The sequence below is a fragment of the Pseudomonas phytophila genome (assembly GCF_025643095.1).
GTDB lineage: Bacteria > Pseudomonadota > Gammaproteobacteria > Pseudomonadales > Pseudomonadaceae > Aquipseudomonas > Aquipseudomonas quasicaspiana.
On record NZ_CP081201.1, the window covers coordinates 2,993,400 to 3,018,961 of the forward strand.

General features: G+C 54.9%; 31 protein-coding genes, 1 tRNA gene and 1 pseudogene. 16 read left to right on the plus strand and 17 right to left on the minus strand.

From position 1 onward, the window contains the following. Positions 1–17: 17 nt before the first annotated feature. The 3 genes from K3169_RS13445 to K3169_RS13455 all read left to right on the plus strand — a co-directional run bounded on the left by K3169_RS13445 (position 18) and on the right by K3169_RS13455 (position 3,177). On the plus strand, positions 18–560 hold the full coding sequence (locus tag K3169_RS13445) for a cupin domain-containing protein (RefSeq protein ID WP_406645034.1): 543 nt from the start codon (positions 18–20) through the stop codon (positions 558–560). 171 nt (positions 561–731) lie between these two features. Continuing rightward, the gene (locus tag K3169_RS13450; RefSeq protein ID WP_122703713.1) at positions 732–1,616 is read left to right on the plus strand and encodes a DMT family transporter; all 885 of its coding nucleotides are present in this window, start codon (positions 732–734) and stop codon (positions 1,614–1,616) included. Positions 1,617–1,743: 127 nt separating this feature from the next. Further along, entirely contained in the window at positions 1,744–3,177 is a 1,434-nt protein-coding gene (locus K3169_RS13455) for an NAD-dependent succinate-semialdehyde dehydrogenase (protein WP_263271916.1), read from the plus strand. 73 nt (positions 3,178–3,250) lie between these two features. Here K3169_RS13455 and pbpG read toward each other — a convergent pair whose 3' ends face one another. Continuing rightward, positions 3,251–4,186, minus strand: a complete 936-nt coding sequence (gene pbpG, locus K3169_RS13460) for a D-alanyl-D-alanine endopeptidase (RefSeq protein WP_099268792.1) — start codon at positions 4,184–4,186, stop codon at positions 3,251–3,253. 248 nt (positions 4,187–4,434) lie between these two features. Between pbpG and K3169_RS13465 the strand changes: the two genes are divergently transcribed. Beyond that, positions 4,435–4,995, plus strand: a complete 561-nt coding sequence (locus tag K3169_RS13465) for a hypothetical protein (protein ID WP_027899066.1) — start codon at positions 4,435–4,437, stop codon at positions 4,993–4,995. Between the two features lie 146 nt (positions 4,996–5,141). Here the strand turns inward: K3169_RS13465 and K3169_RS13470 are convergent, their stop codons facing one another. From K3169_RS13470 to K3169_RS13480, 3 genes are all read right to left on the minus strand, one after another. Then, positions 5,142–5,324 (minus strand): hypothetical protein, encoded by a 183-nt coding sequence (locus tag K3169_RS13470; RefSeq protein ID WP_027899067.1) that lies wholly within the window; start codon positions 5,322–5,324, stop codon positions 5,142–5,144. Between the two features lie 118 nt (positions 5,325–5,442). Further along, positions 5,443–5,637 (minus strand): hypothetical protein, encoded by a 195-nt coding sequence (locus K3169_RS13475; protein ID WP_255877167.1) that lies wholly within the window; start codon positions 5,635–5,637, stop codon positions 5,443–5,445. Positions 5,638–5,830: 193 nt separating this feature from the next. Continuing rightward, positions 5,831–6,196, minus strand: coding sequence for a hypothetical protein (locus K3169_RS13480; protein WP_027899069.1), 366 nt, complete (start codon positions 6,194–6,196; stop codon positions 5,831–5,833). A gap of 227 nt (positions 6,197–6,423) precedes the next feature. On the opposite strand from K3169_RS13480, the gene K3169_RS13485 reads away from it, so the two are divergent. Next, positions 6,424–7,239 carry a shikimate 5-dehydrogenase gene (locus K3169_RS13485; protein ID WP_263271919.1) on the plus strand — a complete coding sequence of 272 codons (816 nt, stop codon included), beginning with the start codon at positions 6,424–6,426 and terminating at the stop codon, positions 7,237–7,239. A 40-nt stretch (positions 7,240–7,279) separates the two neighbouring features. On the opposite strand, the gene K3169_RS13490 is transcribed toward K3169_RS13485, so the two are convergent. Continuing rightward, positions 7,280–7,945, minus strand: a complete 666-nt coding sequence (locus K3169_RS13490) for a YceH family protein (RefSeq protein WP_263271921.1) — start codon at positions 7,943–7,945, stop codon at positions 7,280–7,282. Between the two features lie 154 nt (positions 7,946–8,099). Here K3169_RS13490 and K3169_RS13495 point away from each other — a divergent pair, with 154 nt between their 5' ends. After that, positions 8,100–8,609, plus strand: a complete 510-nt coding sequence (locus K3169_RS13495) for a DUF1993 family protein (protein ID WP_099268795.1) — start codon at positions 8,100–8,102, stop codon at positions 8,607–8,609. Between the two features lie 12 nt (positions 8,610–8,621). Here K3169_RS13495 and nhaR read toward each other — a convergent pair whose 3' ends face one another. After that, a complete protein-coding gene (nhaR, locus tag K3169_RS13500; RefSeq protein ID WP_027899073.1) occupies positions 8,622–9,524 on the minus strand; it encodes a transcriptional activator NhaR in 903 nt (300 codons plus the stop codon). Between the two features lie 130 nt (positions 9,525–9,654). Between nhaR and K3169_RS13505 the strand changes: the two genes are divergently transcribed. Both K3169_RS13505 and K3169_RS13510 read left to right on the plus strand, forming a co-directional pair. Next, entirely contained in the window at positions 9,655–9,891 is a 237-nt protein-coding gene (locus K3169_RS13505) for a hypothetical protein (protein ID WP_027899074.1), read from the plus strand. A gap of 32 nt (positions 9,892–9,923) precedes the next feature. Beyond that, positions 9,924–10,685 (plus strand): TerC family protein, encoded by a 762-nt coding sequence (locus tag K3169_RS13510; RefSeq protein WP_027899075.1) that lies wholly within the window; start codon positions 9,924–9,926, stop codon positions 10,683–10,685. Between the two features lie 79 nt (positions 10,686–10,764). On the opposite strand, the gene K3169_RS13515 is transcribed toward K3169_RS13510, so the two are convergent. Then, positions 10,765–10,947, minus strand: a complete 183-nt coding sequence (locus K3169_RS13515) for a hypothetical protein (RefSeq protein ID WP_099268797.1) — start codon at positions 10,945–10,947, stop codon at positions 10,765–10,767. 221 nt (positions 10,948–11,168) lie between these two features. Here K3169_RS13515 and K3169_RS13520 point away from each other — a divergent pair, with 221 nt between their 5' ends. Continuing rightward, positions 11,169–11,855 (plus strand): peptidase C39 family protein, encoded by a 687-nt coding sequence (locus K3169_RS13520; RefSeq protein ID WP_099268798.1) that lies wholly within the window; start codon positions 11,169–11,171, stop codon positions 11,853–11,855. Between the two features lie 39 nt (positions 11,856–11,894). Here the strand turns inward: K3169_RS13520 and K3169_RS13525 are convergent, their stop codons facing one another. Then, positions 11,895–13,178 carry an NAD(P)/FAD-dependent oxidoreductase gene (locus tag K3169_RS13525; protein ID WP_263271923.1) on the minus strand — a complete coding sequence of 428 codons (1,284 nt, stop codon included), beginning with the start codon at positions 13,176–13,178 and terminating at the stop codon, positions 11,895–11,897. A 187-nt stretch (positions 13,179–13,365) separates the two neighbouring features. Between K3169_RS13525 and K3169_RS13530 the strand changes: the two genes are divergently transcribed. After that, positions 13,366–13,442 (plus strand) — tRNA-Val (locus K3169_RS13530). A 412-nt stretch (positions 13,443–13,854) separates the two neighbouring features. Continuing rightward, positions 13,855–14,073 (plus strand): hypothetical protein, encoded by a 219-nt coding sequence (locus K3169_RS13535; RefSeq protein ID WP_027899079.1) that lies wholly within the window; start codon positions 13,855–13,857, stop codon positions 14,071–14,073. A 215-nt stretch (positions 14,074–14,288) separates the two neighbouring features. On the opposite strand, the gene K3169_RS13540 is transcribed toward K3169_RS13535, so the two are convergent. Next, positions 14,289–15,824 (minus strand): hypothetical protein, encoded by a 1,536-nt coding sequence (locus K3169_RS13540; protein ID WP_263271925.1) that lies wholly within the window; start codon positions 15,822–15,824, stop codon positions 14,289–14,291. 193 nt (positions 15,825–16,017) lie between these two features. Here K3169_RS13540 and K3169_RS13545 point away from each other — a divergent pair, with 193 nt between their 5' ends. Then, a complete protein-coding gene (locus K3169_RS13545) occupies positions 16,018–16,257 on the plus strand; it encodes a hypothetical protein (protein WP_263271927.1) in 240 nt (79 codons plus the stop codon). A gap of 248 nt (positions 16,258–16,505) precedes the next feature. Here K3169_RS13545 and K3169_RS29750 read toward each other — a convergent pair whose 3' ends face one another. The 6 genes and pseudogenes from K3169_RS29750 to K3169_RS13570 all read right to left on the minus strand — a co-directional run bounded on the left by K3169_RS29750 (position 16,506) and on the right by K3169_RS13570 (position 20,233). Further along, a complete protein-coding gene (locus tag K3169_RS29750) occupies positions 16,506–17,210 on the minus strand; it encodes a methyl-accepting chemotaxis protein (RefSeq protein ID WP_373562217.1) in 705 nt (234 codons plus the stop codon). Then, positions 17,205–18,146: pseudogene (locus K3169_RS29755) on the minus strand (methyl-accepting chemotaxis protein); the annotation flags it as partial. The gene K3169_RS29750 and the pseudogene K3169_RS29755, both read right to left, overlap by 6 nt. Positions 18,147–18,697: 551 nt before the next feature. After that, positions 18,698–18,937 carry a hypothetical protein gene (locus K3169_RS13555; RefSeq protein ID WP_099268806.1) on the minus strand — a complete coding sequence of 80 codons (240 nt, stop codon included), beginning with the start codon at positions 18,935–18,937 and terminating at the stop codon, positions 18,698–18,700. Between the two features lie 117 nt (positions 18,938–19,054). Then, positions 19,055–19,252, minus strand: a complete 198-nt coding sequence (locus K3169_RS13560) for a hypothetical protein (RefSeq protein WP_164705993.1) — start codon at positions 19,250–19,252, stop codon at positions 19,055–19,057. A 254-nt stretch (positions 19,253–19,506) separates the two neighbouring features. After that, positions 19,507–19,755, minus strand: coding sequence for a PLD nuclease N-terminal domain-containing protein (locus K3169_RS13565; protein ID WP_231674661.1), 249 nt, complete (start codon positions 19,753–19,755; stop codon positions 19,507–19,509). Positions 19,756–19,858: 103 nt separating this feature from the next. Then, positions 19,859–20,233 (minus strand): hypothetical protein, encoded by a 375-nt coding sequence (locus K3169_RS13570; protein WP_263271930.1) that lies wholly within the window; start codon positions 20,231–20,233, stop codon positions 19,859–19,861. A gap of 272 nt (positions 20,234–20,505) precedes the next feature. Between K3169_RS13570 and gvpU the strand changes: the two genes are divergently transcribed. After that, on the plus strand, positions 20,506–20,973 hold the full coding sequence (gvpU, locus tag K3169_RS13575; RefSeq protein WP_099268809.1) for a gas vesicle accessory protein GvpU: 468 nt from the start codon (positions 20,506–20,508) through the stop codon (positions 20,971–20,973). Positions 20,974–21,086: 113 nt separating this feature from the next. Here gvpU and K3169_RS13580 read toward each other — a convergent pair whose 3' ends face one another. Beyond that, the gene (locus tag K3169_RS13580) at positions 21,087–21,452 is read right to left on the minus strand and encodes an NUDIX hydrolase (protein ID WP_099268963.1); all 366 of its coding nucleotides are present in this window, start codon (positions 21,450–21,452) and stop codon (positions 21,087–21,089) included. Positions 21,453–21,979: 527 nt separating this feature from the next. Here K3169_RS13580 and K3169_RS13585 point away from each other — a divergent pair. Both K3169_RS13585 and K3169_RS13590 read left to right on the plus strand, forming a co-directional pair. Further along, on the plus strand, positions 21,980–22,186 hold the full coding sequence (locus tag K3169_RS13585; RefSeq protein WP_099268810.1) for a hypothetical protein: 207 nt from the start codon (positions 21,980–21,982) through the stop codon (positions 22,184–22,186). Between the two features lie 15 nt (positions 22,187–22,201). Continuing rightward, on the plus strand, positions 22,202–22,438 hold the full coding sequence (locus K3169_RS13590) for a hypothetical protein (RefSeq protein WP_263271932.1): 237 nt from the start codon (positions 22,202–22,204) through the stop codon (positions 22,436–22,438). A 71-nt stretch (positions 22,439–22,509) separates the two neighbouring features. Here the strand turns inward: K3169_RS13590 and K3169_RS13595 are convergent, their stop codons facing one another. Further along, positions 22,510–22,653 (minus strand): hypothetical protein, encoded by a 144-nt coding sequence (locus K3169_RS13595; protein WP_161628566.1) that lies wholly within the window; start codon positions 22,651–22,653, stop codon positions 22,510–22,512. Between K3169_RS13595 and K3169_RS13600 the strand changes: the two genes are divergently transcribed. Next, the gene (locus tag K3169_RS13600) at positions 22,652–25,537 is read left to right on the plus strand and encodes an EAL domain-containing protein (RefSeq protein WP_411567035.1); all 2,886 of its coding nucleotides are present in this window, start codon (positions 22,652–22,654) and stop codon (positions 25,535–25,537) included. The genes K3169_RS13595 and K3169_RS13600 overlap by 2 nt on opposite strands. Positions 25,538–25,562 lie beyond the last annotated feature (25 nt).

Below are 25,562 nucleotides of genomic sequence, written 5' to 3' on the forward strand. Positions count from 1 at the left end.
GATCGGCAGGAGTCGACATGGATTATCCCATCCGGCAAGGAGTAGCCATCATGGTTTCACGCGCACCCGAGCAGCTGTTTTTCGAAGAGGACCGAGAGGTCCCTAACAGTCGATTACCGGTGTTGGTGTACCGGGGAATATCGTTTGAAAGCCCCGACACGGCTGCCGGGTTCGAACGTCTCTTTACCCATAATCATTGGCCAGCGTTATGGCGTGACGTGATTTTTGATTATCACCACTATCATTCCACAGCCCATGAAGTGCTCGGGGTTGCCAGCGGCGCGGCGCGGGTGATGCTTGGTGGCGAGCGCGGGCAGGAAGTCACGATAGCGTCAGGAGATGTTCTGGTATTGCCTGCTGGCACCGGTCACTGTTGCCTGGAGCGAAGTGACGATTTTCTGGTAGTGGGCGGCTACCCGTCCAATCAGAGCCAGTACGACATCCAGCGCGCCGACCACGCTGCATTGAGTGCATCCCGGCAGCGTATTTCCGAGGTTCCTTTGCCTGCGGCCGATCCGCTTTCCGGAGCGAGAGGCGCCTTGTTACGGATCTGGACTTGAGTGTCCCGATCGGACCGGCCAGTCAGTTAATTTCGTTATTAGCCGCGGCATTGTTTGGATTACCGGGGCGGCTTCTATATTCTTTCCTTCATACGCTATTCAGGGATATCGGATGCGCTGTCGTTCGGCATCTGAATAGGCGACTGTTTTCTGCCATGCCAAGGAAACTAGATGAGTACCGTCAGCACGCCACTATCCGGCGTCAACCAGCCACTCAAGGGCATCGCGCTCATTGTTCTGGCCACATTTCTGTTTTCAAGTCACGACACCATTTCCAAATACCTGTCCGGGTTTTATCCGATCTTCATGGTCGTTTGGGTCCGCTATGTAGTGCATACGCTACTGATGGCCGGGATTTTCATGCCTTCGGCAGGCCTGCGGGTGCTGCGTACCAAGCGCTTGAAGCTGCAAATAATGCGTGCGCTGTGCCTGTTGGGCACCAGTTTGTTGTTCACCACCGGATTGATGTACATCCCGCTGGCTGAGGCAACTGCCGTCAACTTTCTTGCGCCGCTGTTGATTACTGCCCTGTCAGTGCCGCTGCTGGGAGAGCATGTCACGCGTAAACAATGGGCAGCAGTGCTTGTGGGCTTTGTTGGCGTACTGATTATTGTGCACCCCGGCGGAGAGCTGTTTACTCCAGCCAGCCTGCTACCTCTGGGATCTGCGACGTTATTTGCTTCCTATCAACTGCTCACCCGAATGGTCAGCGCGCATGACAGCCCGACCACCAGCAATTTCTTTGCAGGGTTGTTCAACAGCCTGGTCATGACCGCACTCCTGCCGTTTTTCTGGACTGCGCCGGAACTCAAGCATCTGCCGTTCATGCTGGCGCTGGGAGCGTGCGGGATGGTTGCTCACTTGCTGCTGACTCAGGCTTTTCGTTATGCCGCGCCCGCGATGCTGGCGCCGTTCAGCTACTGCCAGATCGTGTTTGCAGGTTTATTGGGTTACCTGGTGTTTGGTCATGCGCCCTCGTTGACTGCGCAACTGGGCATCGCCGTCATCTGCCTGAGTGGGCTTGCTGCGGCCTGGCAGCAACGAACCAGGACTTGATGGATTCGGACTTTTCCGAAAAGCGATGGGGTGAAATGCCTTGATATACACCATCGCGCCCCCATTGAACTCGTAGCGCTTTTGAAAAGCACATTTCTTGTATTGCGAATGCAACTGGAGAATCGCTATGTATCCTGATGTTCAGCTCTTTATCGACGGTCAATGGCGTGCAGGCCAGGATGGTCGCACCCAGCCAGTCATTGATCCCGCTACCGGCCAGCAACTGGGCACTGTTGCACACGCCAGCATTGCTGACCTCGATGAAGCACTGGCGGCCACCGAGCGTGGTTTCGCGACATGGCGCAAGACCTCCGCCTACGATCGCTACAAAACGATGCAAAAAGCCGCGCATTTATTGCGTGAGCGCGCAGATTCCATTGCCCGGATCATGACGCAGGAGCAGGGTAAACCTTTGGCCGAAGCCCGCGCTGAAGTACTTTCGGGTGCGGACGTAATCGAGTGGCTGGCCGAGGAGGGGCGTCGCAGTTATGGCCGTCTGGTTCCTTCCCGCGGCGCAGACGTCGAGCAGAAAATCGTCAAAGAACCTGTAGGACCAGTCGCGGCGTTCACGCCGTGGAATTTCCCGATCAACCAGATCGTGCGCAAATTGTCTTCCGCGCTGGCGGCAGGCTGCTCGATAATCATCAAGGCTCCGGAAGAAACCCCGGCATCACCTGCTGAATTGATCCGCGCTTTCGCAGATGCCGGCGTGCCAGCCGGTGTCATTGGTCTGGTGTACGGAAACCCCGCAGAAATTTCCTCATACCTGATTGCTCACCCGGTCATTCGCAAAGTGACATTCACCGGCTCGACTCCGGTTGGCAAGCAGCTCGCCGCGCTTGCCGGGCAGCACATGAAGCGCGCAACGATGGAGTTGGGCGGTCATGCACCGGCGCTGGTTTTTGACGATGCGGATGTCGACCTCGCCGCGCGCGTGCTGGCAACTGCCAAGTTCCGCAACGCCGGTCAGGTCTGTGTGTCGCCGACCCGTATTCTGGTTCAGCGCGGTGTATACGAAGCGTTTATCGAGAAATTCGTTGGGCTGACCCGGGAAATCAAGGTCGGTAACGGCCTCGATTCGACGGTAACCATGGGGCCGGTCGCCAATGATCGTCGTATTCCGGCGCTAGTTGCATTGGTAGATGACGCTAAAGCTTCAGGTGCAACACTTAACGCAGGCGGGAAAGCTATCGAGGGGCCTGGCTACTTCTTCGAACCGACTGTACTCAGTGGTCTGACCCCTGAAATGCGCATCATGAACGAAGAGCCGTTTGGTCCTGTTGCCCTGGTGGTGCCGTTCGACACCGTGGAAGAGGCGATTGCCGAATCCAATCGAGTGCCATTTGGTCTGGCTTCGTATGCCTTTACCACATCGATGAAGACTGCTCACGCGCTGAGCACTGGCATTGAAGCGGGCATGCTTTCAATCAACCATCAGGGCATCGGCTTGCCGGAAGTCCCGTTCGGTGGCATCAAGGATTCAGGCTACGGCTCTGAGGGTGGTACCGAGGCAATCGAGGCTTACCTGAACACCAAGCTGGTGACTCAGTTCAACCTCTAAGCGCTTGGCTATAACAAAAAGGCCGCCAGTTCCCTGAGGAGCTGGCGGCCTTTTTACGTGTGATTTTGACGGGTCACTCGGTAGCTTGTAGCCCTTGCTGCTTCATCACCAGATTCTTTTCTTTCTTGTACTGCAACGCGACGGCGGGCGGCGGATTGCTTTTGCCTGTCTCCATCCATTGGCGTATGCGACTTGCATCTGCAAAGTGAGTGTATTTGCCGAATGCATCAAGGATCACCATCGCGACAGGACGATTGGCCATGCTGGTCAGCAGCACCAGACAGTGACCAGCCTGATTGGTAAAGCCGGTCTTGGTCAGCTTGATATCCCAGTTGGATTTACGAACCAAGTGGTCAGTGTTACTAAAGCCCAGGCTGTAGGTTGGCTTGCGGAATGTGACGGTTTTTTCCGGCGTGGTGCTCAGCTCGCTGAGGGCCGGATATTTACGCGACGCGAGCAGCAGTTTGGTCAGATCGCGCGCAGTCGAAACGTTGTAGATCGAGAGACCGGTCGGCTCGACATACACCGTATGTTTCATGCCCAGTGCCTTGGCTTTGGCATTCATTGCCAGAATAAACGCTGCATAGCCGCCCGGATAACTATGGGCCAGACTTGCAGCCGCGCGGTTCTCGGAAGACATCAAGGTGATCAGCAGCATTTCACGGCGGGGTAGTTCGCTGCCCAGTTTGACTCGCGAGAACACGCCTTTCATTTCTGGCGTTTGCGAGATATTGACCGGGATGACTTCATCCATGGACTGTTTGGCGTCCAGTACAACCATTGCCGTCATGAGCTTGGTCACAGAGGCGATGGGTACGATGACGTCTGGATTGCTGGAATACAAAACTTTATCGGTCTGCAGGTCAACGAGCATCGCGCTGCCGGATGCCAGATGAAGTAGAGAAGGATCACGATTAAGTGGGGCAGGGTCGTTCGCGGAGACACTGGTAGAAAGTGCCGGGCCTGCAAGTGCAAATAAAAGGCCCAAAATATGAAGACGAATTTTCAAGAGCGAGGCTCACTAAGAGTGGAGTGTGGCATTCACACGGGGTAGAGAAACTGCTCGGCATTTTATGAGGAGGCCTGACCACTGTCGATGGTTGTTGTAGGGAGTTTCACTAATAAATGTAAGATTTAAGTTTTGCCCCAGCGGTTGAAAAATCGTCCTCGGTAACAATAGTCATGGTATCCAGCGCCCGCACCGATTAGCATTCCATGCCATCGATAGCTGCCAATACAGGCCGAAGGAGTCGCGTAATGCCCAAAGGGTTTATCAGCAAGGATTACGTTGTTTTAGTGATAGTTGCCGGTGCAATAGCGGTTCTGTTGATGGGTGCAGGTTTCTTCTCGCGGCCCGCAGACTGGGTGGGCTGGGTACAGGCAACAGGCTTGATTATTGGCATGATGGTTGCCGTTGCCGTTCCTGGCATCCAGCGTAGTCAGGAAGCTGCAGTGCAGCGCAAAGCCATGCGCGACGGGCAGATTGGGTACGCCAGACGCATGCAGTATCTGTGTGGAGAGCTCAGCGAGTTGCTGGGCAAAATCAATCTGAGCCTGAATCACCTGCGTGCTACCGACCGGCATCGCATGAAGTATGTTCTGGAGAACTATCTGCACCGCCTGTTCGAGTCCCACAAGCATGACCTCAATGACGACCGCGTGGTGATTGCCTACGAGTTGCGTCAGGTGGCCAGTGACCTTATCGACGAGCTGGAAAGTGGTCGTTCGGATCGGGTGGTGTTCATGAGTATGGAAAAGCGCCTGCAGAAACTCGCCCACCGTTGTCAGGTCAATGCTGCAATGGCGGAGCGTCTCTGATATCGGCAGGATATAGAGACGTAAAAAAGCCCGCATCAGGGGACCAATGCGGGCAAGAGGGTGTGCGGAGCAACGCACAATTCAGAGAGTTTCAGCCGGTCGAACTACCAGCCTGGCGCCGGGCCGGGCTGTGATGAGGATGTCTGTTAGCTGTTTAGCTGGCGGTCTTCGAACAGTTCAGAGCGTGCCTGGGCAGCATTCAACGATGCAAACGGGCCGCTGACGGGCTCACCGTTGTGCACCAGATACCAACAGGCCAGCAGACCTTGGGCTCTAAGCGCCTGGGGAACTGCGCTGCCTACCACCGACATGATTTTGAGTGTGCTCATAAGTGCCTCCAACAATCTATGGCGCTACTCTACGGGGTCACTGGACACAGCAGAAATCAACGCTCTCGATAGTGGACATTGATGAACAGAAGGCCGACGCAATGTTTGCCAATACGGTTCAGTCGACGACCTGATCCAGCATGGCGATCACTTCTTCATCAGACAGCATGCCTTTTTCAACCAGATTCTGCGCCATCAGCGCAACAAACTTCGCGGTGCGGTGGCCTTCCAGGCTCTTGAGCTCAGTCAAGGCGCTGTAGACCTTGTTCGACGTACAGAGTCCGAATGTTCGGTGTGGGTTCTGTGTCGGCATATTGAATTCCTTATTGTTATGACGAACTGAGCGGTGAGGTCGGTGAAGAGTTATACGCTGGCTCGTGGTTAGAGAATGGACTGTTAGCAGGCTATCGTCTTTGATCAACCAAACTTGAGTTTTACTGAAGTCGTTACCTTTCCACTGGCGAAAAAAAGCCCCGCCGGGTGAGGGCGGGGCTGTTTATCAATGATTACCAGCGACCGCGGTCGTAATAGCCGCGCGGTGGGCCGTAATAAACGGGTGGAGGGCCGTAATAGCCAGGCGGTGGACCATATACGCGCACTGGTGGTGGCGCTACAACCTGATAGGCCGGCTGATAATAGACTGGCTGCGGCGGAGCCTGAACATACACGGGTTGTTGAACATAGACCGGCTGCTGCTCGACATAGACCGTTCTGTCGCGACCGGACGATACCGCAGCGCCGACCACGCCACCTACGATTGCACCCACAACTGCCGGGCCCGCCCAGCCACGGCCGCCGCCATGGGCATTCGCCTGGCCGGCCATGGCCAGAGCAGCTAACAACAAGGCAACCTTGGGGATTTGACGAATCATGACTGTTCCTCACTTTCAACCCGTTGTCGCGAGCCTGCGTCACTCTCAAGCACTGCCACGGGATAACTCTTAAGACAGCACTTTGCGGAAAAACTGCGAAGCCGCTGAGTAAATTTTGTGTAAGGTACTTACGTATAAAGAACCGGGCGACTTTTATCGCGTCGCGTTACGGTGCCGATATTACGCCTTCCCGCGAGGCTTTTACTAATACCGTTCAGGAGAAAAGCATGCCTGTCATCCCTGACAAGGAAACTGTTTTGTGTATGTCCCTCGCCGCAAGACCAGGCAACTTCGGCGTTCGTTTTCATAACTACCTTTATCAGCAGTTGGGTCTGAATTTCTATTACAAGGCTTTCAGCCCTTCGGACCTGCCGGCTGCAATCGCAGGAATGCGCTCACTGGGAATTCGCGGCTGCGCTGTCTCTATGCCGTTCAAGGAAGCAAGCATCCCGTTGATTGACGAAATGGATCCCTCTGCGGCTGCCATTGCATCGGTCAATACCATTGTTAATACCGCGGGCCATTTGAAGGCCTACAACACTGACTATATTGCCGTTGCTCAATTGATGGACAGCCGAGCCGTTCCACGCACTGCGTTCGCCTTGCGTGGCAGTGGCGGCATGGCCAAAGCTGTAGCGTTCGCCATGCGTGAATCGGGCTTTTCTGATGGCGTCATTATTGCCCGCAACGAAGAAGCCGGTCGGGCGTTGGCGCAATCCTGCGGCCTGCGTTGGCAGGCAGCTCTGGGGGATGAGCGGCCGCCATTACTGGTCAATGTCACGCCGTTAGGCATGATCGGTGCTCAGGCCGATGAGCTTGCGTTCAGCCTTGACGCCATCGACGCGGCAGATACGGTGTTCGACGTCGTGGCCAACCCGGTGAATACACCGCTAGTCGAAGCTGCGCGCGCCAGAAAAAAGCGAGTCATCAGCGGCGATGAAGTGGCGGCGATTCAGGCGCTGGAGCAATTTGTGCTGTACACCGGGGTGCGTCCAGGTGACGAGTTGTTTCAGCAAGCTGCCGCGTTCGCCCGGGCGGGATGAGGGTAATATCCTGCCCGGGTGGGGCACTGGCGGGGAGGGGTTATTCGAGCTTAGCCAGACGCTCTTCGAGTGCCGCAACGCGCGCCTCAAGTTCATCCAGGCGCTCGGTGCTAGCGTTGCTAGCTGAAGAGGCGCGTTCTGGCTGGCTTTGCCGGGCTGCGAGGATTTCCTGCAGATCATCAGCATTGCCCAGCGTATGCATGTAACGGTCTTCGCGCTGTCCTGACTGGCGTGGCAGCAGAATCGCCAGCCCTCTGGCAATCAGTCGCTCCAATTGATGGACGACTTGCTCGCTGTCTTCGAAGTCATGCATCCGATTGCTACGGGTCAGCAGTTCGTTGACCGTCTGTGGGCCGCGCAACAGCAAAAGCCCCGTCAGAATCACTTGGGCGGGCACCAACTCCAGGGTTTTATCGACGCGCTGTTCCCAGCGATCGGCACGACTGCCCATGACCAGCCGAACCAGACCGCGGCCTTCCAGTGCGCGCAGGCTTTGGCCAACCGGGCCGGGGTTAAGGTTCATCACGGGGTCGCGGCTGGTTTTCTGGTTGCAGGCAGTGACCAGCGCGTTGAGGGTAAGCGGATAGGTCTCCGGGCTGGTAGCCTGCTTTTCGATCAGACAGCCCAGAATGCGCACCTCGGTGCTGCTCAGATTCAGCGCATCGGGTTGTTCGGCAGGACTGTTCGCGGACTGTTCTGTGGACATGGCTCTTTCCGTAGGCGATGGCGGGAAGACAGCCTAGGGTGTGTGGGGGATTATTTCCAGCGCAACGATCAGTCGGCGGATGTCAGTTGAAAACAGCCACAGCGCGCTTGGCCACACATGCCTATAATCAGGCACTTTCTTATAAGGAACTGTCATGACTATTTCTCTGTACTCCGCTTCTGTCCCGGTTTTCCAGCAGATGCTTAACGCGTTGAGCCAGATCCTGACTAAAGCCGAAGCGCACGCCACGCAGAAAAATATCCAGCCTGAAGCGCTGCTGCAGGCACGTCTGTATCCGGACATGCTGAACTTCACTCGTCAGATTCAGATCGCTGTGGATTTCGCCAAAGGCGCATCGGCCCGTCTGGCTCAGGTCGAGATGCCCAAGTACGACGACACTGAAACCAGCTTCGCCGAACTTCAGGCGTTACTGGCCAAGACTCTGGACTTCATCGGCAGCATCAAGCCAGAGCAGATCGACGGCAACGAAGAGATTGAAATCGTTCTTCGCCCGGGCACCCCTAAAGAGAAGCGCTTTACCGGCCAGACTTACCTGTTGAGCTACAGCCTGCCGCAGTTCTTCTTCCACGTGACAACCGCTTACGACCTGCTGCGCCACAATGGCATCGAAATCGGCAAGCGCGATTTCATGGGCACTGTTTAAGTCTTTTACGTTCTAGACTGCGTCGGTAAACAGCTTCTGTCGGGCGCCTTCGGTAATCGCAACGATGCCGGGGTGCTTGACCTTTCGCTCCACCGAGATGGCATAAAACGACTCGGTCACGGCATCTGTCTGGCCGAGTAGCTGCACGCCATACTGCGCCTGCACTTCATCGGCAATGACGCTCGGGGCGACGAATATCCCGCTGCCGGATTTGCCGAAGGCTTTCATCAGTGCGCTGTCGTCGAATTCTCCAACTATTCTCGGCTGAACCTTCAACTCAGCAAACCAGCGCATGAGTCGACTGCGCACTACGGTTTCCTGCCCGGGAATCAGCAGCGGTGCCCCCTGCATGCCAAAGGGGAAGTCTTGCCCATAGCGCTCAAAAAGCTCCTCAGTGGCAAAAAAGCTGATCCCGCATTCGCCCAGCTTCTGGCTGTAGCCTTTGATGTCCAAATGAGGAGGCATTGGGCTGTCAGAGATCACCAGGTCCAGTCGCTGAATCGCCAGGTCAGCCAACAGCCGCTCAAGTTTGTCCTCCCGGCAGGTGATGCGCATCGGTTCGCTCAGCTCCATTGTCGGCGCAATTAGCCGGTACACGATGGACTTGGGTACCACGTCGGCGACGCCAACGCGGAACAATATCTGCGGCTCATCCGGCTGCGCTCGCAAGATAGACTCCAGCTCGTTACCAAGCTGAAACATCTGTTCGGCATAGGGCAGGGTGAGACGACCGGCTTCGGTGAGCTCCAGCTGTCGACCTACACGCTGAAACAGGTCAACGCCCAAGGACTGCTCCAACAGGCTGATCTGACCGCTGATAGTCTGGGCCGTCAGGTTTAACTGGTCGCAGGCGCGCACGATGCTGCCGGTTTTAGCGACCACCCAGAAATAATGCAGCTGTCGGTAGTTGAGCATTGAAATTTCTCAGTTCGGTATTGCCGAAGTATACCGCTTAAAAATACGAATTTTCCTGATGGTTCGATCTCTCTAGAATGCTGGCCTATCGCCGGAGCAGTAAAAACCGGTTAAATTTTCGAGGCTTCAGATGATTAAACCTCTCTATGCTGCATTACTGGCTGTACCGTTGTTAGTGTTGGCGGGCTGTGACCAGATTGAAAGTTCCAGTAAACAACTGCTGAACACTGCAACTGATTCAGCCAAACAGGCCATCGACGATACTCACAAAGCCGCAACAAAAGCTCTGGATGATGCCAAGCAGGACTTGTCCATGGCTGAGCCCAAGGCAGAGCAGAAAGACGAAGAAAGCAAGAAAGAAATCTGACCTTTATCACTGACTGAATCAGGGCAATACATATGGAATACCTGTTAGAACTCGCTTCAAGCCCCGCTGCATGGATTGCCTTGGCCACTCTGGTTGTCATGGAAGTCGTACTGGGCATCGATAACCTGATTTTCATCTCCATTCTGACCAACAAGCTTCCCGCTCACCAGCAGCTGAAGGCGCGTCGCCTGGGTATCGGTATGGCGCTGTTCCTGCGTCTGGGCTTGCTCAGCACCGTCGCGTGGATTGTGCAGCTCACCGAGCCGGTGATTGAAATTCTGGGTCAGGTGTTCTCCTGGAAAGACATGATCCTGATCGCAGGTGGTCTGTTTCTGGTCTGGAAAGCCACGACCGAGATTCACCATAGTGTCGATATCAAGACTGAAGAAGAGAAGAAGCTGGACACCACTATTACCCTCAGCATGGGTGCCGCGATCAGTCAGATTCTGATCCTGGACCTGGTGTTTTCCATCGACAGTATCATCACCGCTGTCGGCATGACCGAACACTTGCCGATCATGATCATCGCTGTGGTATCTGCCGTGATCGTGATGTTGGTGGCCGCTGAGCCTTTGGCCAAGTTCATTAACGACAACCCGAGCGTTGTGATGCTGGCGCTGGGCTTCCTGATCATGATTGGTATGACGCTGATCGCAGAAGGCTTCGGTGCTCACGTACCTAAAGGCTACATCTACGCGGCAATGGCGTTCTCTGCCTTCATCGAAATCCTGAACATGATGTCCCGCAAGTCGAAGCTCAAGAAAGAGGCGGCCGCTCAGGCATCAAAAGCCTGATAGCCGTTGGCGACACCTGATAGCTGAAAAGCAAACGGCCGGTATGAAGACTATTCATACCGGCCGTTTTTTTGCATGCTCAGTGGGCCGGTGCGTGTGGGCGGCCCTTGATCGACTTCAGCGGTTTTGTTAACACGGCTGGTGCGTTCGGTGCGCTGCGTTGATGGTGACGACGGGCAATCCGCATCACACCCCACAGCATGGCAGTGGCCACGGCCAGCCATGCGGAGATCAGCATCACGATTGTCATTTCCAGGCTCATACGTCCTCCACGGACCCTGCTTTTTCATCTACGGTCCTGATAATCGACAGTCTAGTCCGTGGCATGTTTCCGTTAGTTGACCAGTGGTCGAACTTCATGACTAATTTGATCTATGCACGTCTTTGCATTGTGCATTGAGGCTATACCCCGACCCCGGCGCGTCCTATTATCTGGTCCGAGCCGGACCGTGGGTTGTCCGGCGCTTGTTGAAGTGAGTGAAAATGTCGCCGGTTTCTCTTTTTTTTCGTACAGCTGGCCTTAAGCGTCTCGGAATACTCGTTGCCGTTGTATTGACTCTTGGCGGTTGTGCTTCGGCTCTAGCGCCTGAAATCAAACGCCTGCCGGACCGCGTAGAACTCAATAATGTGCCGTTCTTCCGCGGTAATGCCTATCAAAGTGGGCCCGGTGCACTGGCGAGCATGCTGTCCTACCAACGCGTGCAGATAACCCCTGGCTTACTGGATAAATCGTTGCGGTTGCCCGGTGGCGAAGCCCGACTTGAGCAGAACATGCAGCAAGCCGCGCGACAGTACGGCTTTCTGGTTTACCCGCTGGACTCGGGTCTTGCGTCGTTACTGACTCAGGTGTCAGCAGGCTACCCGGTCATGGTGCGTTTCGCAGAAGGCGCGGTGTTTACCGAGCCCCGTTACGGCGTGCTGGTGGGCTACAACCGAATCAAGCAGACAGTCCTGCTTCACGCGGGCATGAATCGACACTTACTGATGAGTTTCAGCAGTTTTACGTCGGCCTGGGAAAAGGCGGGGAGTTGGGCTGTGCTGATTCAAAGTCCGCGTCAATTGCCCGCCAATCTGGATGAGCAACGCTGGTCGAAGGCAGCCAACGATCTGGCTCAGGCGGGGCAGGAGCAAGCGGCTGGTGAAGCGCTGAAGACGCTCAAAGCCCGTTGAGTCCGCAGGGCGGCGCCTTGTCTGGCGCCGCCCTTGCAATCAAAAGCCGAATTTGTCTCTGAGGCTGTAGTACCAGGCACCCAATGCGGTGAGCGGCGTGCGCAGCAGTTGTCCGCCGGGGAAGGGGTAGTGCGGCAGTCCGGCAAATGCGTCAAACCGCTCGGCCTGTCCACGTAATGCCTCGGCGAGGACTTTGCCAGCGAGATGGGTGTACGTCACGCCGTGGCCGCTGCAGCCTTGAGAGTAATAGATGTTGTCACCCAGGCGTCCGACCTGTGGCAGTCGCGACAGGGTCAGCAGAAAATTGCCTGTCCACGCGTAATCAATCTTCACATCCTTGAGCTGCGGGAATGCCTTGAGCATTTTCGGACGAATGATTGCTTCGATGTTCGCCGGATCGCGGGCGCCATATACCACGCCGCCGCCGAAGATCAGGCGTTTGTCCGCAGACAGTCGGTAGTAGTCCAGCAAGTAGTTACAGTCTTCGACGCAGTAATCCTGAGGCAGCAGCGTTCTGGCCAGCTCTTCATTCAGTGGCTCGGTGGTGATCACCTGGGTGCCGCAAGGCATCGACTTGGCGGCCAGCTCCGGCACCAGATTGCCCAGATAGGCATTCCCCGCGACGATCACAAAGCGTGCTTTGACCCTGCCTGATTCCGTATGAACAACCGGATTGGCGCCACGATCAATCCGTACGGCAGCAGACTGTTCGTAGATAACGCCGCCCAGCGATTCCACAGCAGCCGCTTCGCCCAACGCCAGATTAAGCGGGTGGATATGGCCGCCGCTCATGTCGAGCATGCCGCCAATGTATTGATCAGAAGCAACCACTTCGCCCATACGACGCTTGTCCAGCAACTCAAGCTGGGTGTGACCATAGCGTTCCCACAGACGTTTCTGGGCTTCCAGATGACCCATTTGCTTATCGGTGATGGCGGCAAATACTCCGCCGTCCTTCAGGTCGCACTGGATCTGATATTTGGCGATACGCTCGCGGATGATTGCACCACCCTCGAACGCCATTTGCCCAAGCAACTGGGCCTGCCGCGGGTCGACAGTGCGTTCAATGACATCAATATCGCGGCTATAGCTGTTGACGATCTGCCCGCCATTACGCCCTGAAGCCCCAAAGCCGACTTTTGCGGCTTCCAGTACTGTCACCTTGAAGCCGTGCTCAAGCAGAAACAGGGCGCTGGACAGGCCCGTGTAGCCGGCACCAATGATACAAACGTCAGTTTCCACGTCACCCTGCAACTGTGGGCGTTCCAGAACCGGGTTCGCCGAAGCCGCGTAATAGGACTGCGGATAAGGAGTGTTCGCCATCCTACAACCTCCGTTTAATATTTTTTACGAATGGCCCGATCCTACCCGAGAACAAATATCTCCACCAGCCAGCGGCCAAACAAAGAAGGGAAAACAGGGAAGGCAAAAAAATTTGCATATTCATGGAGTTAGCGCGAAAAAAGGTGTTGACACACATTTGAATATCCGTAGAATGCCGACCCACAGCAGGCGCGTAGCTCAGTTGGTTAGAGCACCACCTTGACATGGTGGGGGTCGCTGGTTCGAGTCCAGTCGCGCCTACCAAACTAAATCCGGTCCTGCTGCCGGTACAGAAGGGCCCACCGAGAGGTGGGCCCTTTTTTGTTGTCAGAAAAAAGTATTTTGGGGGTATTTTGGGCAATCGTTGGAAAAACGATTCTCAGAACTGGATTTTCAAGTCTGCCTCAATCCTCATGTACGCCAACTCTTCCGGGCCGTGCTCTTCAAGATAGTGCTCAGTCATTTTCTCAGTTGCTCAATAGCAGTCGGGCATGTTTTTTTTGTAGGCATAACTAATCCTCACACGTCGATCGTCGGCAGGCTGTGAACACTTTAGTGGGGCAGTGGACGTGCTTAACGTTTAGAGCCGGACTTTATATTTTTACCGTTCGTCAGAACCCCAGCACTATCAAGGAGATGGCTAGTCGATTGAATGCCAATAATTAAAAGGGATTTTATGAACGCCAATTATTTCGACACAACCAACGCACATGACTTGGTTTGCGAGCTCGACAAAGCCACTGAAATAATGATGGCGCTGCACGTCGGGCAGGTTGGTGGTGAGCAGTGGAGGGATGCATGCTCGCGTCAGCAGAGCGCTTTTCGGGTATGGCGTGAATATCTCTACCGGAAGGCTGAAGAGAAGCCGCCAGCGCGGTTGCTTAGCATAGGCTGAGGTCGTTGATGGACGCACTGTCATAGTGCTCGCCAGGCTGACATGGCATCATCGGTTTGAGCTCGACGACCCAGAACCATGGACTGGAATTCCAGGCATCGACGCTCTTTATCGAATCCCACAATTCCTCGAAAGCTTTGGCTGCAGACTTTTTACAGACTTACCTTCGTCTGAACCCGCCATATGGCCGGCACATCCCCATCTGAGCTAGAGCCTCAAAAATCACGCAACTCGTCAAACAAGTCCAGTAGGCCGTCCATGTCGACCAGCGCCCCGTGCTCGCCCATTCGCACCACCAGTGCGTTCAGGCACCCTGCCAGCGCTTCATGGATCTCTTCGCATTCGATCGTGCCTATGACGCTGCCGCGCTGGTCGATCTGGTTGAAGGTCGCCACATAGGCGGTGACCATGGCGGACAAGGCGAGCTGCACGGCATCGGCTGTCATGCTGGCGTTGATGCTGCGCGTGGCGGATAGCAACGCTTTGTAGGCGGTGGTCGCCTTTTTTGCCTTGGCGGGAGTAATCTCCTCGCGGCCATCCCAGTCACGAAACGGGTTGTCCAGGTTTTCGGCCAGCCATTCGCTCTTGCGCGGCTGGGTCACCGAAAGGTCCAGGCCCAGCGCAGCGGCTTTTTTATAGCCCTTCTTGACGTTCTGCGCCACGTCAAACGGCACACTGCTGAGCCACAAGGTCGACAGGCGACGCAGTTGCTGTGGCGCCGGAAACTGTTCTGCCGTGTAGCCAAACAGGTCGTGCAAACTCAGCATTTGCAACTGCGCCAGCGCAGCGATGGCAGACAGGTTTGACACTATGCCCGGCTTGCCTCCCAGATCCAGAAACCACAGATCAGGGAAACGCGCTACCACCGTCTCCAGGTCGATCTCCTTGGCCGCATAGAGCGTGAGGCCGCCCAGATGATCGAGGCCAGCGAAGGGTTTCACGTCGCCCTTACAGGTCAGATACAACGCGCGTCCCTCGTCGCTGCAGTGCAGTTGCAACTGTGGCGATGGCTCGCCACGCAGTATCAGATGCATCAAATCGTCATTAAGGTGCACCTTGCTCACGCCGGTCACATCAATGCTCAGGCGACTCAGGCGGCTGTCGCGCAGATCAAGCTCCGTCACCTGCGGCGAACGCCACAGCAGCTCAGTGATAAAGGGATGCTGATTCACATAGTCGAGCAGGGCCTGTGAACCATGCTCAGTGTGAATTTTGGTCAGGCATGGCAGTTGATCGAGTTCAGCAAGATCAGTGACTGACTGCAAGACGTTGTCTTCGATGCGATTAGTATCCTGACGCAGCACATGACCGCCAATCGTCACCTCGACGTCGCCTGAAGCAGCCTTGAAACGCTGGCGCCGGGCGACATCGATTTGCTCCCATTGCTGCTGGTGGTACAAGGTTTCGCCGGTATTCCAGTGGCCATACGTGGTGGTGTCGTCAAGCACCAGCGGTGCGATATTGCCCACCAAGGTGTAAGCGGCGGGCACCTCGGCGATGACATAAACGTGTTCATGCTTGTCACGCCGAAAGAAGAAATCGACCAACAGCGGGTGCATGGCCGCCAGGTCGCTCGCCTGCGGCAAGGCGTCGCCACTCCAGTCCAGCTCAAGCACAGCCGCCATCTGCTGGCCCTTGCGCTCGATGTTCTCTTTGAGCGCTGTCACCTGACAGGCGACATACTTCCGCAGTTTTGGCGAATAAACGCTATAGATATCTCCAATGCCTGGCGCCACAGACTGTCCTTTCAAAGTTCACCTCATGTCGGTAGGACCGTAATCTAGCATGAGGGCAGGCTTCAGGCCTTGCAGGCCTCTCAATAGATGGGTGCTGGATCGGTCGCTTAAGGGCGACGAATGGTTACCGCTGGTCAGGCCTTTATGGCGAATTGGAATAAAGCAGCAATGACGGGGTCACATCTATCCCTTAGTAACGAGCAAAAATATGCTTGCCTCAGAGATGGACTCAGAAGACAGCGAGTACCTGTTGAATGAGCTTAACCAGGCTACAGAGGAACTGATGTCGATGAGCAGTGCTGTGTTTGGGGGCGAGCAGTGGCAAACAGCGCATCGCCGCCAGCAATCTGCATTTGCAAACTGGCTCCTCTACATCAGAAAAGATCCTGTATTTCAGAGCAGATCAAAAACATTTCTGCTTGATGCAGGACAGGCATCCAAGGGCTAACAGGCTACTGACGGCATCTCCTGCCTGCCAGGATGACTGCCATTGTTGCGCAGGGCAGGGTGGGCGCTCTCTGGATGAGGTGATGGCTTCTTCACTCTTCGCGCCCACAACAGACTGGCCGTTGGGGTGCCCAGATCGAAACTGATCCTCGAATTGCCTGACATATAAGCGTTGATAGCGATCATGCACACAGCATGATCTATTCAGAAGCGCGTATAAGATCTACGCGCATTCTGATCAGCTATTCTTCAGGTTTTAAATTTGTTAACCAGCACGCCAAATGAGGCGGCCAGTCGAGACAGCTCGGCACTTGAAGCATTCGTTTGATGTGCGCCCGTTGCCGTTTGCGTGGAGATGTCTTGAATGTTAATCAAGTTTCGGTCAACTTCACGAGCTACATGAGCTTGTTCTTCAGCAGCACTGGCGATGACGAGATTCTTCTCGTTAATTATAGAAACACCTTCGGTGATTCTGTCTAACGCGTGGCCTGCTTCAATGGCTTGATCCCGGGTTTCTCCCGCAAGGCTTCTACTGTTATTCATAGCGATCACGGCCTCGTCCGCACCTACGCGCACTTGAGCCATCATCGCTTCGATATCTGCAGTCGATGCCTGAGTTCGGTGCGCAAGTGCACGTACTTCATCGGCGACCACCGCGAAGCCACGACCCTGCTCGCCAGCTCTGGCTGCTTCAATTGCGGCATTCAATGCCAAGAGGTTGGTTTGCTGAGCGATGGACTGAATGACCGCGAGAACCCCGGTTATCTCGTTGACTCTAGAGGCGAGTACCGTAACCTTTTCAGTCGATTGCGAAATCTGCTCTGCCATTGTATTAACCGATCCAACGGCACTCTTTACCTGGTCACGCCCTTGAATCGCACTGCGGCTGGTTTCTTCGGAGGACTCAGACGCCCCTGACGCATTGCGCGCGACTTCCTCTACCGCTGCCGTCATCTCGTTGACCGCCGTAGCGGCTTGCTGGATTTCGTCGTTTTGGCGTATCAGTGCTCTAGAGCTTTCTTCCGTAACTGCATTTAACTCTTCGGACGCAGAGGCAAGCTGATCAGCCGCATTCGCGATTTCTTTGATCGTACCTCTCAGATTGATTTGCATCGTGCTGAGCGCAGTTTGAAGGGTGCTAATCTCGTCCCTTCCGGTTACATCGATTTTTTGAGAAAGGTCGCCCTCAGCCACCTGTTTTGCGGTCCGTAGCGCTGTCGAAAGCGGCCGCGTGATGGAGCGTGTTACCAACAGTCCCAAAATGATTGCGGCAATAAATGCGACAACCACGCCTACCGCTAATGACCAGTAGGCGGCGCTTGAAGTTTTCGCGGCGTCTACCGCCACGTCTTCACTCTGGCGCTTATTGGAAGCGACCATTATCTTGAGCTCATCGTTTGCTTTTTTGTATTCAGGATCCACTTCTTGTTCGAATAGCCTCGTCGCGCCTTCAAGGTCTCCTTTCTCCGCTAACTCGATCACGTGAGAGGAGGCATTGATATACGCTGGCCAGGATTTTTCAAATTGGTCCCCTGCGACTCTTTCATCATCTTCCAGAGGCGTTTGCCGATATTTATTAAAAAGTTGCTCTACCTCTCTTTGGTTGTCTGCCAAGGACTTCAAAACATCGTCATATTTGGCCTGGTCTGCCTTTGCAAATTTAAACAGCAGTGCACGGTGTAAGTCGCGATAATGTGCTATCGCATTTGAGCGGGCGTTACTCGTGTTGTACACAGAGACAAGATTGTTGCTTACGATTCCATCTACGCTGTTCTTCAGCCCCGTGATTCCTGTGTAGCCAACCAAGCCAACACCTAGGGTGATAACTGCGCATGCTACAAACGCAGAAATCAGACGTGTTGAGAGCAGGGTGCCGCGTAAAAGATTCATCGTATTGTGGCCTTCCTTGTTTTCCCTATCCGAACCAGAAGGGTAATGCGCTCTTTATCGGCCAGGGACTGTCGTTCCCGCAGTAGGTGGCGACAAGCGGTGTAGGCTGATACCAACCCAGGTCGCAAAGTGGTTCAGCGCTGTTGTCTTTATAGGGCTGTCAAGCTAATCACCTGATTCGGTCAGGTACTGCTCGCATTAGCGCTTGCCCTTGGCACATTCCTGGAGCTGCCTCGTTCAAGCTTTGCGATAGGGATAGGCAGCCATCGCCGGACGCGACGATCGTGGTGATACCTTTGATGTTAGCGCTGGCCGGTCCAGCGGGTGACCGCTTTGCTGTTACCGATTGCCTTACATCGCGGCCCGTCCAGGCGTAAACCAGGATATCTGCCGCAACGTGTGCTGCGAGCTCATGCCCCCGCGCAAGCTTCTGCGAATCGCCAAACCTGTCACATAATGCAGGCGGCCATGATTGAGTTTTTGGGTAAGGGGGGATTTGATGGGGGCCTGACGCGATGCGCGCGTCAGACCTAAGCGCCACTCCGCGAAAACTATTGTCTTTTTGCGCTCGCTTCTGCGGCAAGGCACTCAAGAGCAAACTGTTCCGTGTACGTCATCTGAATTGGCGTGGTTTCTCCCTTGACGGTTCTTTCACCCTCAAGAATGTAGCGAATCCGCTTGTCCGTTACACCAATGCGTTTTGCGATCCAGGACGGGGTTTGTCCGATGCGTGAAATCAACTTGTCGGCGTATTCGGTGGAGGGGTTATAGAGTTCTGCATTGGGTGTCATGTGAGGTCCAGATATAGGTTAATACGTGCTGCATACAGCAAGTATGCAACACGATCAGCCGAAGCGTCCCGTTCGACGCCCTAAGGTCACCGACTGCAGTCGTGCGCCTCCATCCGCTCAAATACTCATCGCGTGCGCTGAGATGCTGTTATTTATTGCCGAAATGGTATGTGGCGGCACTTGCTGCGCCTTATCAGACGACGCCTCGCCAGCGGGTGGCGTCGGGGAGCACAGTGCCTTCAACATGGCCGACTCTGCATCCAGTGTTTTAATTGCTTTCGCATGGTTCGCTGCGATTTCACTGAGAGTTGACACGGTACGCCTCCTGGTTATATCCGGCGCATCGCTGCGTCCTTGAGCTTGAGTGAATGGTCTGTCGCGTCAACATTAAGTCTTTTCAGTGCCGCTACCAGCGTCTGTAGCAAACGCTACGCCATTCAGCGGTCTCCTGTGCCGTCATGGGGGCTATAAATGCATCCGTCTATCGGATAACGCCGCGGTAGTATCTAGCGGAGCTGCCAAGCGGTTTTGGGTCACCAGCAAGCAAATCCTTCACCGATCTGATTCGTTTAGCCACGAGATTCCGAGCGGGCTGTCTTGGTCTTGGGTCCTGCGACCACCCAGGCGATCAGTCCCAAAACAGGAACGAACACCAGTGCCAGAATCCACAGGCATTTGCTCTCGCGGCTGCCTTCGCTTTTGACGATTCGCATCACTACCAGGAATTCGATCACCACCAGAATGGTTGCGAATACGATCCACAGCACCGGCATATTCATGATTGATGCTAATACGTTCCAACTCTCTGAGTTACCCATCGTCATACACTCCCTTGGTCGTTACTGTTTAGTCACGACGACGATGCAAGGGTTCAATTGCTCTGATTTTCGAGGCCGCGATTCAGGTCCGCCTAAGGCTTGGCTAGAAATAGCCATCTGCATTGTTGAGCATCGCTGCGGCGGCGTTGAACTCTGCCAGCGAGTTGTTGCGCCAGTTGTGAGGATCTCGCAGGTAATGATTCAGCAGCCAGTGGATGGTTGCTGCCTGTTCGTCCTCGGCCCTCTCCGCAATTGTGTGGCCCATTCTTCTGAGCACCTGTGCGGTAGATTGGCAGCCGAAGCTCGGTCTGCTCAGGATAAAGCGCAGATCAGCTGTCAACGAAAGCTCTGTCGGCCTGGCGAGCAGCTCTTGAAGTTCAAGTATTGCAAAGAGACTCCCGTCTGCATGAGGGGCGGTTCTCGCGGTCAGGCTTTCAAGCAGTGTGGCGGGAACGATGACGTATTTCCTTCTGGTCATAATCCCCCCCCCTCAAATAACTTCAGCTGGTGTGCTGTTATAGTGCCAGCCTTCAAGGTTGTTAATAAACAGCTCATTAATGGAGGAATGTAGGGGGAAACAGGCGCCTGCTATTCGTTTGGATGGTTATGTCAGCGCTGGAACCCAATTTTCAGGAAGGATCGCGAGTTGCCGGAAGCCACATCCGACATGCTGGCTCACACTCAGGTTTCGTTTTTCACAAATCTGGGCTATAGCTAAAGCTCATTATCTTGTAAGGCAAGGAGCAGTCGATGTCGGAAGTAGAGCAGAGCCTCAAAGCCACGTCCCAGGACGTGAAATATGATGAGCTGATCGCGCATCTGAAGGATCAAGGCAAGCAAATCGACTGGTTATTGCAGTTTCTGGTCAAGTTTGTCGTCACCACACCGGTAGAAATCGGCATAACCCTTTCTGTCGGCGGCAACCTGGTCTCGGGTCAGTTGATTTCGCACGACACGTACTTCAAGCAGCTTGCTGAGGACATGGCAGCTCCACTGGCTCAATTCGATGGCGGCGTTGACGAGTCCATGAAGCAGATTATTTTATCCTTCACTCCTGGTGAGTCAGCGGACGAAACCACTGCATTTCATTTCATCCATTTGAAAGACTGCAAAACCTATTCGAGCGACCAGAGCCCTATTTGCTCAGAGGGCGTGCTGTGGCGTGGCAAGATTGCCTCGGTGGACGGTTTCACCATGGGACTGCTGGTCAGAACCTGAAGCGTCCATGTTTGATCAGGCCCTGGCACTTGCCGGGGTTTTTTAGCTCTGTAATCCACTGACTTGATAACGCTTCACACAACCGTGCCAACGCTGGCAAATAGGGGCGGGGATTAAACCGCTTGTTTGGCAAACGATTTAACGATGGATTTGGTTGCCGCACTGGCATTAAGGTCGCTGACGTTTTTGACGTGCGACCATTTGCACTCGGCAATCTCATTCTGCGGCGCGGGTTTGGCCGATGATGAAAGTACAGCCATGAAGATGTAGTGCGTGACGTTATCTTTCTCGTACTCAGCCAGATAGACCAGATCGAGATTTTCCAGTCCTGTTTCTTCGTTCAGCTCACGAACTGCTGCCTGCTCTGGCGTCTCACCGACTTCAATTTTGCCGCCCGGCAGAGCCCATTTTGACTTTGGCTTGCGCACGTACAGTATCCTGCCGTCGCGTTTGCAAATCACTGTTGCCCGTTCTTTCATCATGTACTCACCTCGTATGTAATCGCCGCAAAACAGCAGGCGGACGCATTACTTCAAAATTGCGAAGGTGATTAAGATGTCTGATGCGGTAATCATAATGTCACAAAACCTTCATAAATATGACTTAAGCAGGATTGATGCCATTTCTGGCATCCCTTGCTTACTTGTTTCGGTATGAGCTGCAAAAAACTTGAGGGTCGAATCCTGGTTTCGGGCTGGATAAGGCGATTCAGGGCCTCGGCCAGTAAAGTATTGCTGTCCACGAGGGGAGCAGTTTGCAGGCCTTTTCTATCGCCAGGTCGGTACATATATATGCTTTGGCTGAATGACGGTCTGGCGCCCTCAAAAGGTGCAAGCAGCATTGCAGGCCGGGTCTGCACTCGAACATCGGCTGCGACCCGTAAAATAGAAAACGTTTATTAAGGACCGCTCATCGGAAGCTCACCGCTATATACGCGTATGCAGTGTCCTATGACGTGCAAGGAGGTGTTTGTCCAAACGCCTCCATCGCTAAAAAGGCTTAATCCATGACTATGCACATCGATTTCAGCACTCAAGCAAACGTACTGATGTTTGAATTGAACGACGCAACCACAGCCATGATGGGAATGGTTGGTACACACCAGACCACAGGTCCTGTGTGGGTCGCTGCCACTGCGCGTCAAAGTCTGTCTTTTGGTCGTTGGAGCGCCTTCATCAAGAAATCCGAAATGTACGGCCATGCGTTGAGCTGACACAGGCAAATGGGCATGACTTATCGTTACTGCATTTCCTACCGGTTCAAAGAGCAAATGCGCGAACATTTGCTTGAGCTTGAGCAATCGTCGCTGCCTGCTCACATCGCCGCTCTGCATTTGCTGCAGTTGCACTTCGGCGATGCAGAGAACAGCCTGATCATGCCCACGGCCGAAGCCCCCCCTGCATCGGTGCTGGATCAGGCTCAGCTGCTAGGTATTACCGATGTGACCTCCCGTCTTATTACCTGAACGTTACCCAATCACCTTTCTGGCTGCTTGATCAACGTTATCCTGCCGCGTCCAAAGAGTTTTCTCGAGATTCAAACCTGTTTGTATTCAAGGCTGGAATTCGCATGCCGATACTTCTGGCGGCTTTCTTGCGCCTGATATGAATATGCCACTTGCACGGTTTTGCACGCGCCCCGAATATAAGCGCCTGCTGTCTCTGGTTTTGGAGCTTTCATGAGTGTTCCTCCCTTGGCCTCTGACCGAGCTCAATCAAGTGTTGCCGATGATCCTGCCAGCAGATACCTGGCCGATGCAGCGCCGGGTGCTGTAGCGAACTTCGGGGGTGAACCCATCGAAGTGGTACTTGCCGCGATCAAGGATCGGATGGGGGATGTGCCGTGGGCGGTGTATGCCGTTGGCGACCCCATGCATCTGTTGGGGCATGGCGAAAGCCCGATGCGCTGGTCTGTGAGCGTTGCCAACGACCGGTTTGATGATTTCTGTCGCGAATACAGATTGCAGCGTTGGGCTGCCGGTAAAGGCGAGGGCGTGCTGGCGTGGCTGGTCGCGCCGCAAAACGAGGCCTGCGATGCAGATCTACCCGGGCTGGCAATACGTCTGGGTCACCGCTTGCAGACCGATGCCCTGGCTCGGGCCCAGATCACCCAGCGGGTGCTGTATGAAATCACCTATCTGGCCAGTTCTACCCGGGATCGTGGCGCTTTTCTGGAGGGGGTGCATCATCAGCTTGCCTCGCTGATTGATGCGGAGAACCTGTATCTCGCGCTTTACGATTCTGACACCGACAAGATTACCTACCCGTATTACGTCGACATCACAGATCTCGACGCGCTGGAGTCGGACGCGTCCGAATATCTGGATCGCTCACGGCTGTCGATGACCGGCTATGTCTTGAATAGCGCACAACCGCTGTTTGTCGACGCGGCAGGTATCGAACGGGCTCAGCTGCAAAAGCGGTTCTATTGCGTAGGTCATCGCCCGGAGTTCTGGATGGGCGCACCGCTGAAGAATGCTTCGGACGAAGTATTCGGCATGCTGGCCATGCAGGTATACGACGTTTCCCGGGTTTACAGTGCCGAGGACCGAGCCTTGTTTCTGGTTGTGGTTCGCCACGTGGCCATGGCACTGGATCGTATCCTGCATCGCGCCGATCTCGAACGAACCGTCATGTTGCGCACCCAGGAGCTCTCGGCCCTCAATAACGCCCTGCGTCAGGAAGTGGCCGAACGTGAGCGTGCCGAGCATCTGCAAAGTGCGCTGTTTCAGATAGCCGAATTGTCCAGTCAGCCTGGTGACATGGCTGAGCTGTTTCACAGCCTGCATCTGATCGTAGGTGAGTTGCTGGTCGCCCTGAACTTCTACATTGCACTGTTTGACAATTCCACGGGAGAAGTGACCTTTCCTTACTACGTCGATGAGCGCCAGGCTACTCGTCCGCAGGCCAGGCGTGGTCAGCGTGGCCTGACCGAGTATGTGATTCGTCAGCGTCGTGCCTGCCTGATCGACCAGGATGAAACCCTCAGGCTTGAAGCCAGCGGCGAGATTGATGTGGTGAGGGAGGGGATCCGTTCCTCGTCATGGCTGGGGATTCCGCTGTTCGACGGCAATGATGTGCGGGGTGTGCTTGCCGTCCAGAGTTACTCGCCGCTGGTGCGTTACTCGTTACGCGACCAGGAGTTGCTGACCTTCGTCTCCAGGCACATCGACACCGCGCTGTCCCGGCGCAGCGCTGCCGAAGCGGTACACACCGCCAACCTGCGGCTCGAAGCGCGTGTTCAGGACCGGACCCGAGAGCTGGATTACGCCAACGCCAAACTTCAGCACGAGAACTCGCATGACTCGCTCACCGGCTTGCCAAACCGTAGCCATTTGCAGCAGCGCCTGCATGCGGAATGGCTCGAGTTTCGCACCACCGGTCGTGATCTCGGTGTGATGTTCATCGACCTTGATCGCTTCAAGCTGGTCAACGACAGTCTGGGTCATCATTTTGGTGATCAGTTGCTGACTCAGGCTGCTGATCGCTTGCGTGGCTGCATGCGCGATTCTGATCTACTGGCACGACTGGGTGGCGATGAGTTTGCTGTACTGGCCGCTGGCGCTTCGCTGGATATGGCCATCGGTATTGCCGAGCGAATACTCGCAGCCTTTGATCTGCCGTTCTTCATTGACGGCCATGCGGTGTTTTCGTCCTGCAGTATTGGCGTAGTCGGGGCTGACAGTCAGTTTCATGAGATGCCTGCTGATTTGCTGCGTGATGCTGATATGGCCATGTATCGGGTCAAGAACGGTGGCCGGGACAGTTATGCGGTGTTCAACCAGGAGTTGCGCCGCGAGGTGTCGGACCAGGTCGAGCGCGAGGGTGCATTGCGTAATGCCCTCAAGCGCAAGGACGAGCTGATTCCGTATTTTCAGCCGATCATCGATGTGAACAGCGGCAAGCTGTTGGCTTTGGAGGCGTTGATCCGCTGGCGCCAACCCGATGGCAGGATTCTGGCTCCCGGTCAGTTCCTGCCCGCGCTGGAAGGCTTGCGTCTGATAGGGCGGCTGGACTTGTACATGTTGCGGCGTGTCGTGGAGATACTTGCACGGCCGGGCAACGAGCATTGGCCTACGGTGCATGTGAACTGCTCCAGCTACAGCATTACCCGCCCTGAGTTTGCCGGTGAAGTGCTGACACTGCTGGCAAATTACGAAATGGCGCCTTCACGAATTTGTCTGGAGCTTACTGAGGGCGCATTGGTTGCGGAGCCGGAATTGGCCCGGCAATCGATGAAGCAGCTCGCTGACCATGGCATGTCAGTGGTGCTGGATGATTTTGGCGCGGGTTTCTCGTCCCTCAGTTACGTCCATCAGTATCACTTCAGCGGTCTGAAGATCGACAAGTCGTTCACCCTTGAACTGACCACCAGCGCCCGCAGCCGGGCGATCGTGCGTGCAATTGTAAGGATGGCCGAGTCTCTTGATCTGACCGTTGTAGCGGAGGGCGTAGAAGATCAGGCCACCCTTGACCTGTTACGGGAGATCGGTGCGGGTCAGGCCCAGGGCTACTTCTTTGCTGTGCCGCTGCCCGAGGACAAACTGCTGTTGAGTGACAGGTAGTTGACCGGCAATCCTCGGCCACAAT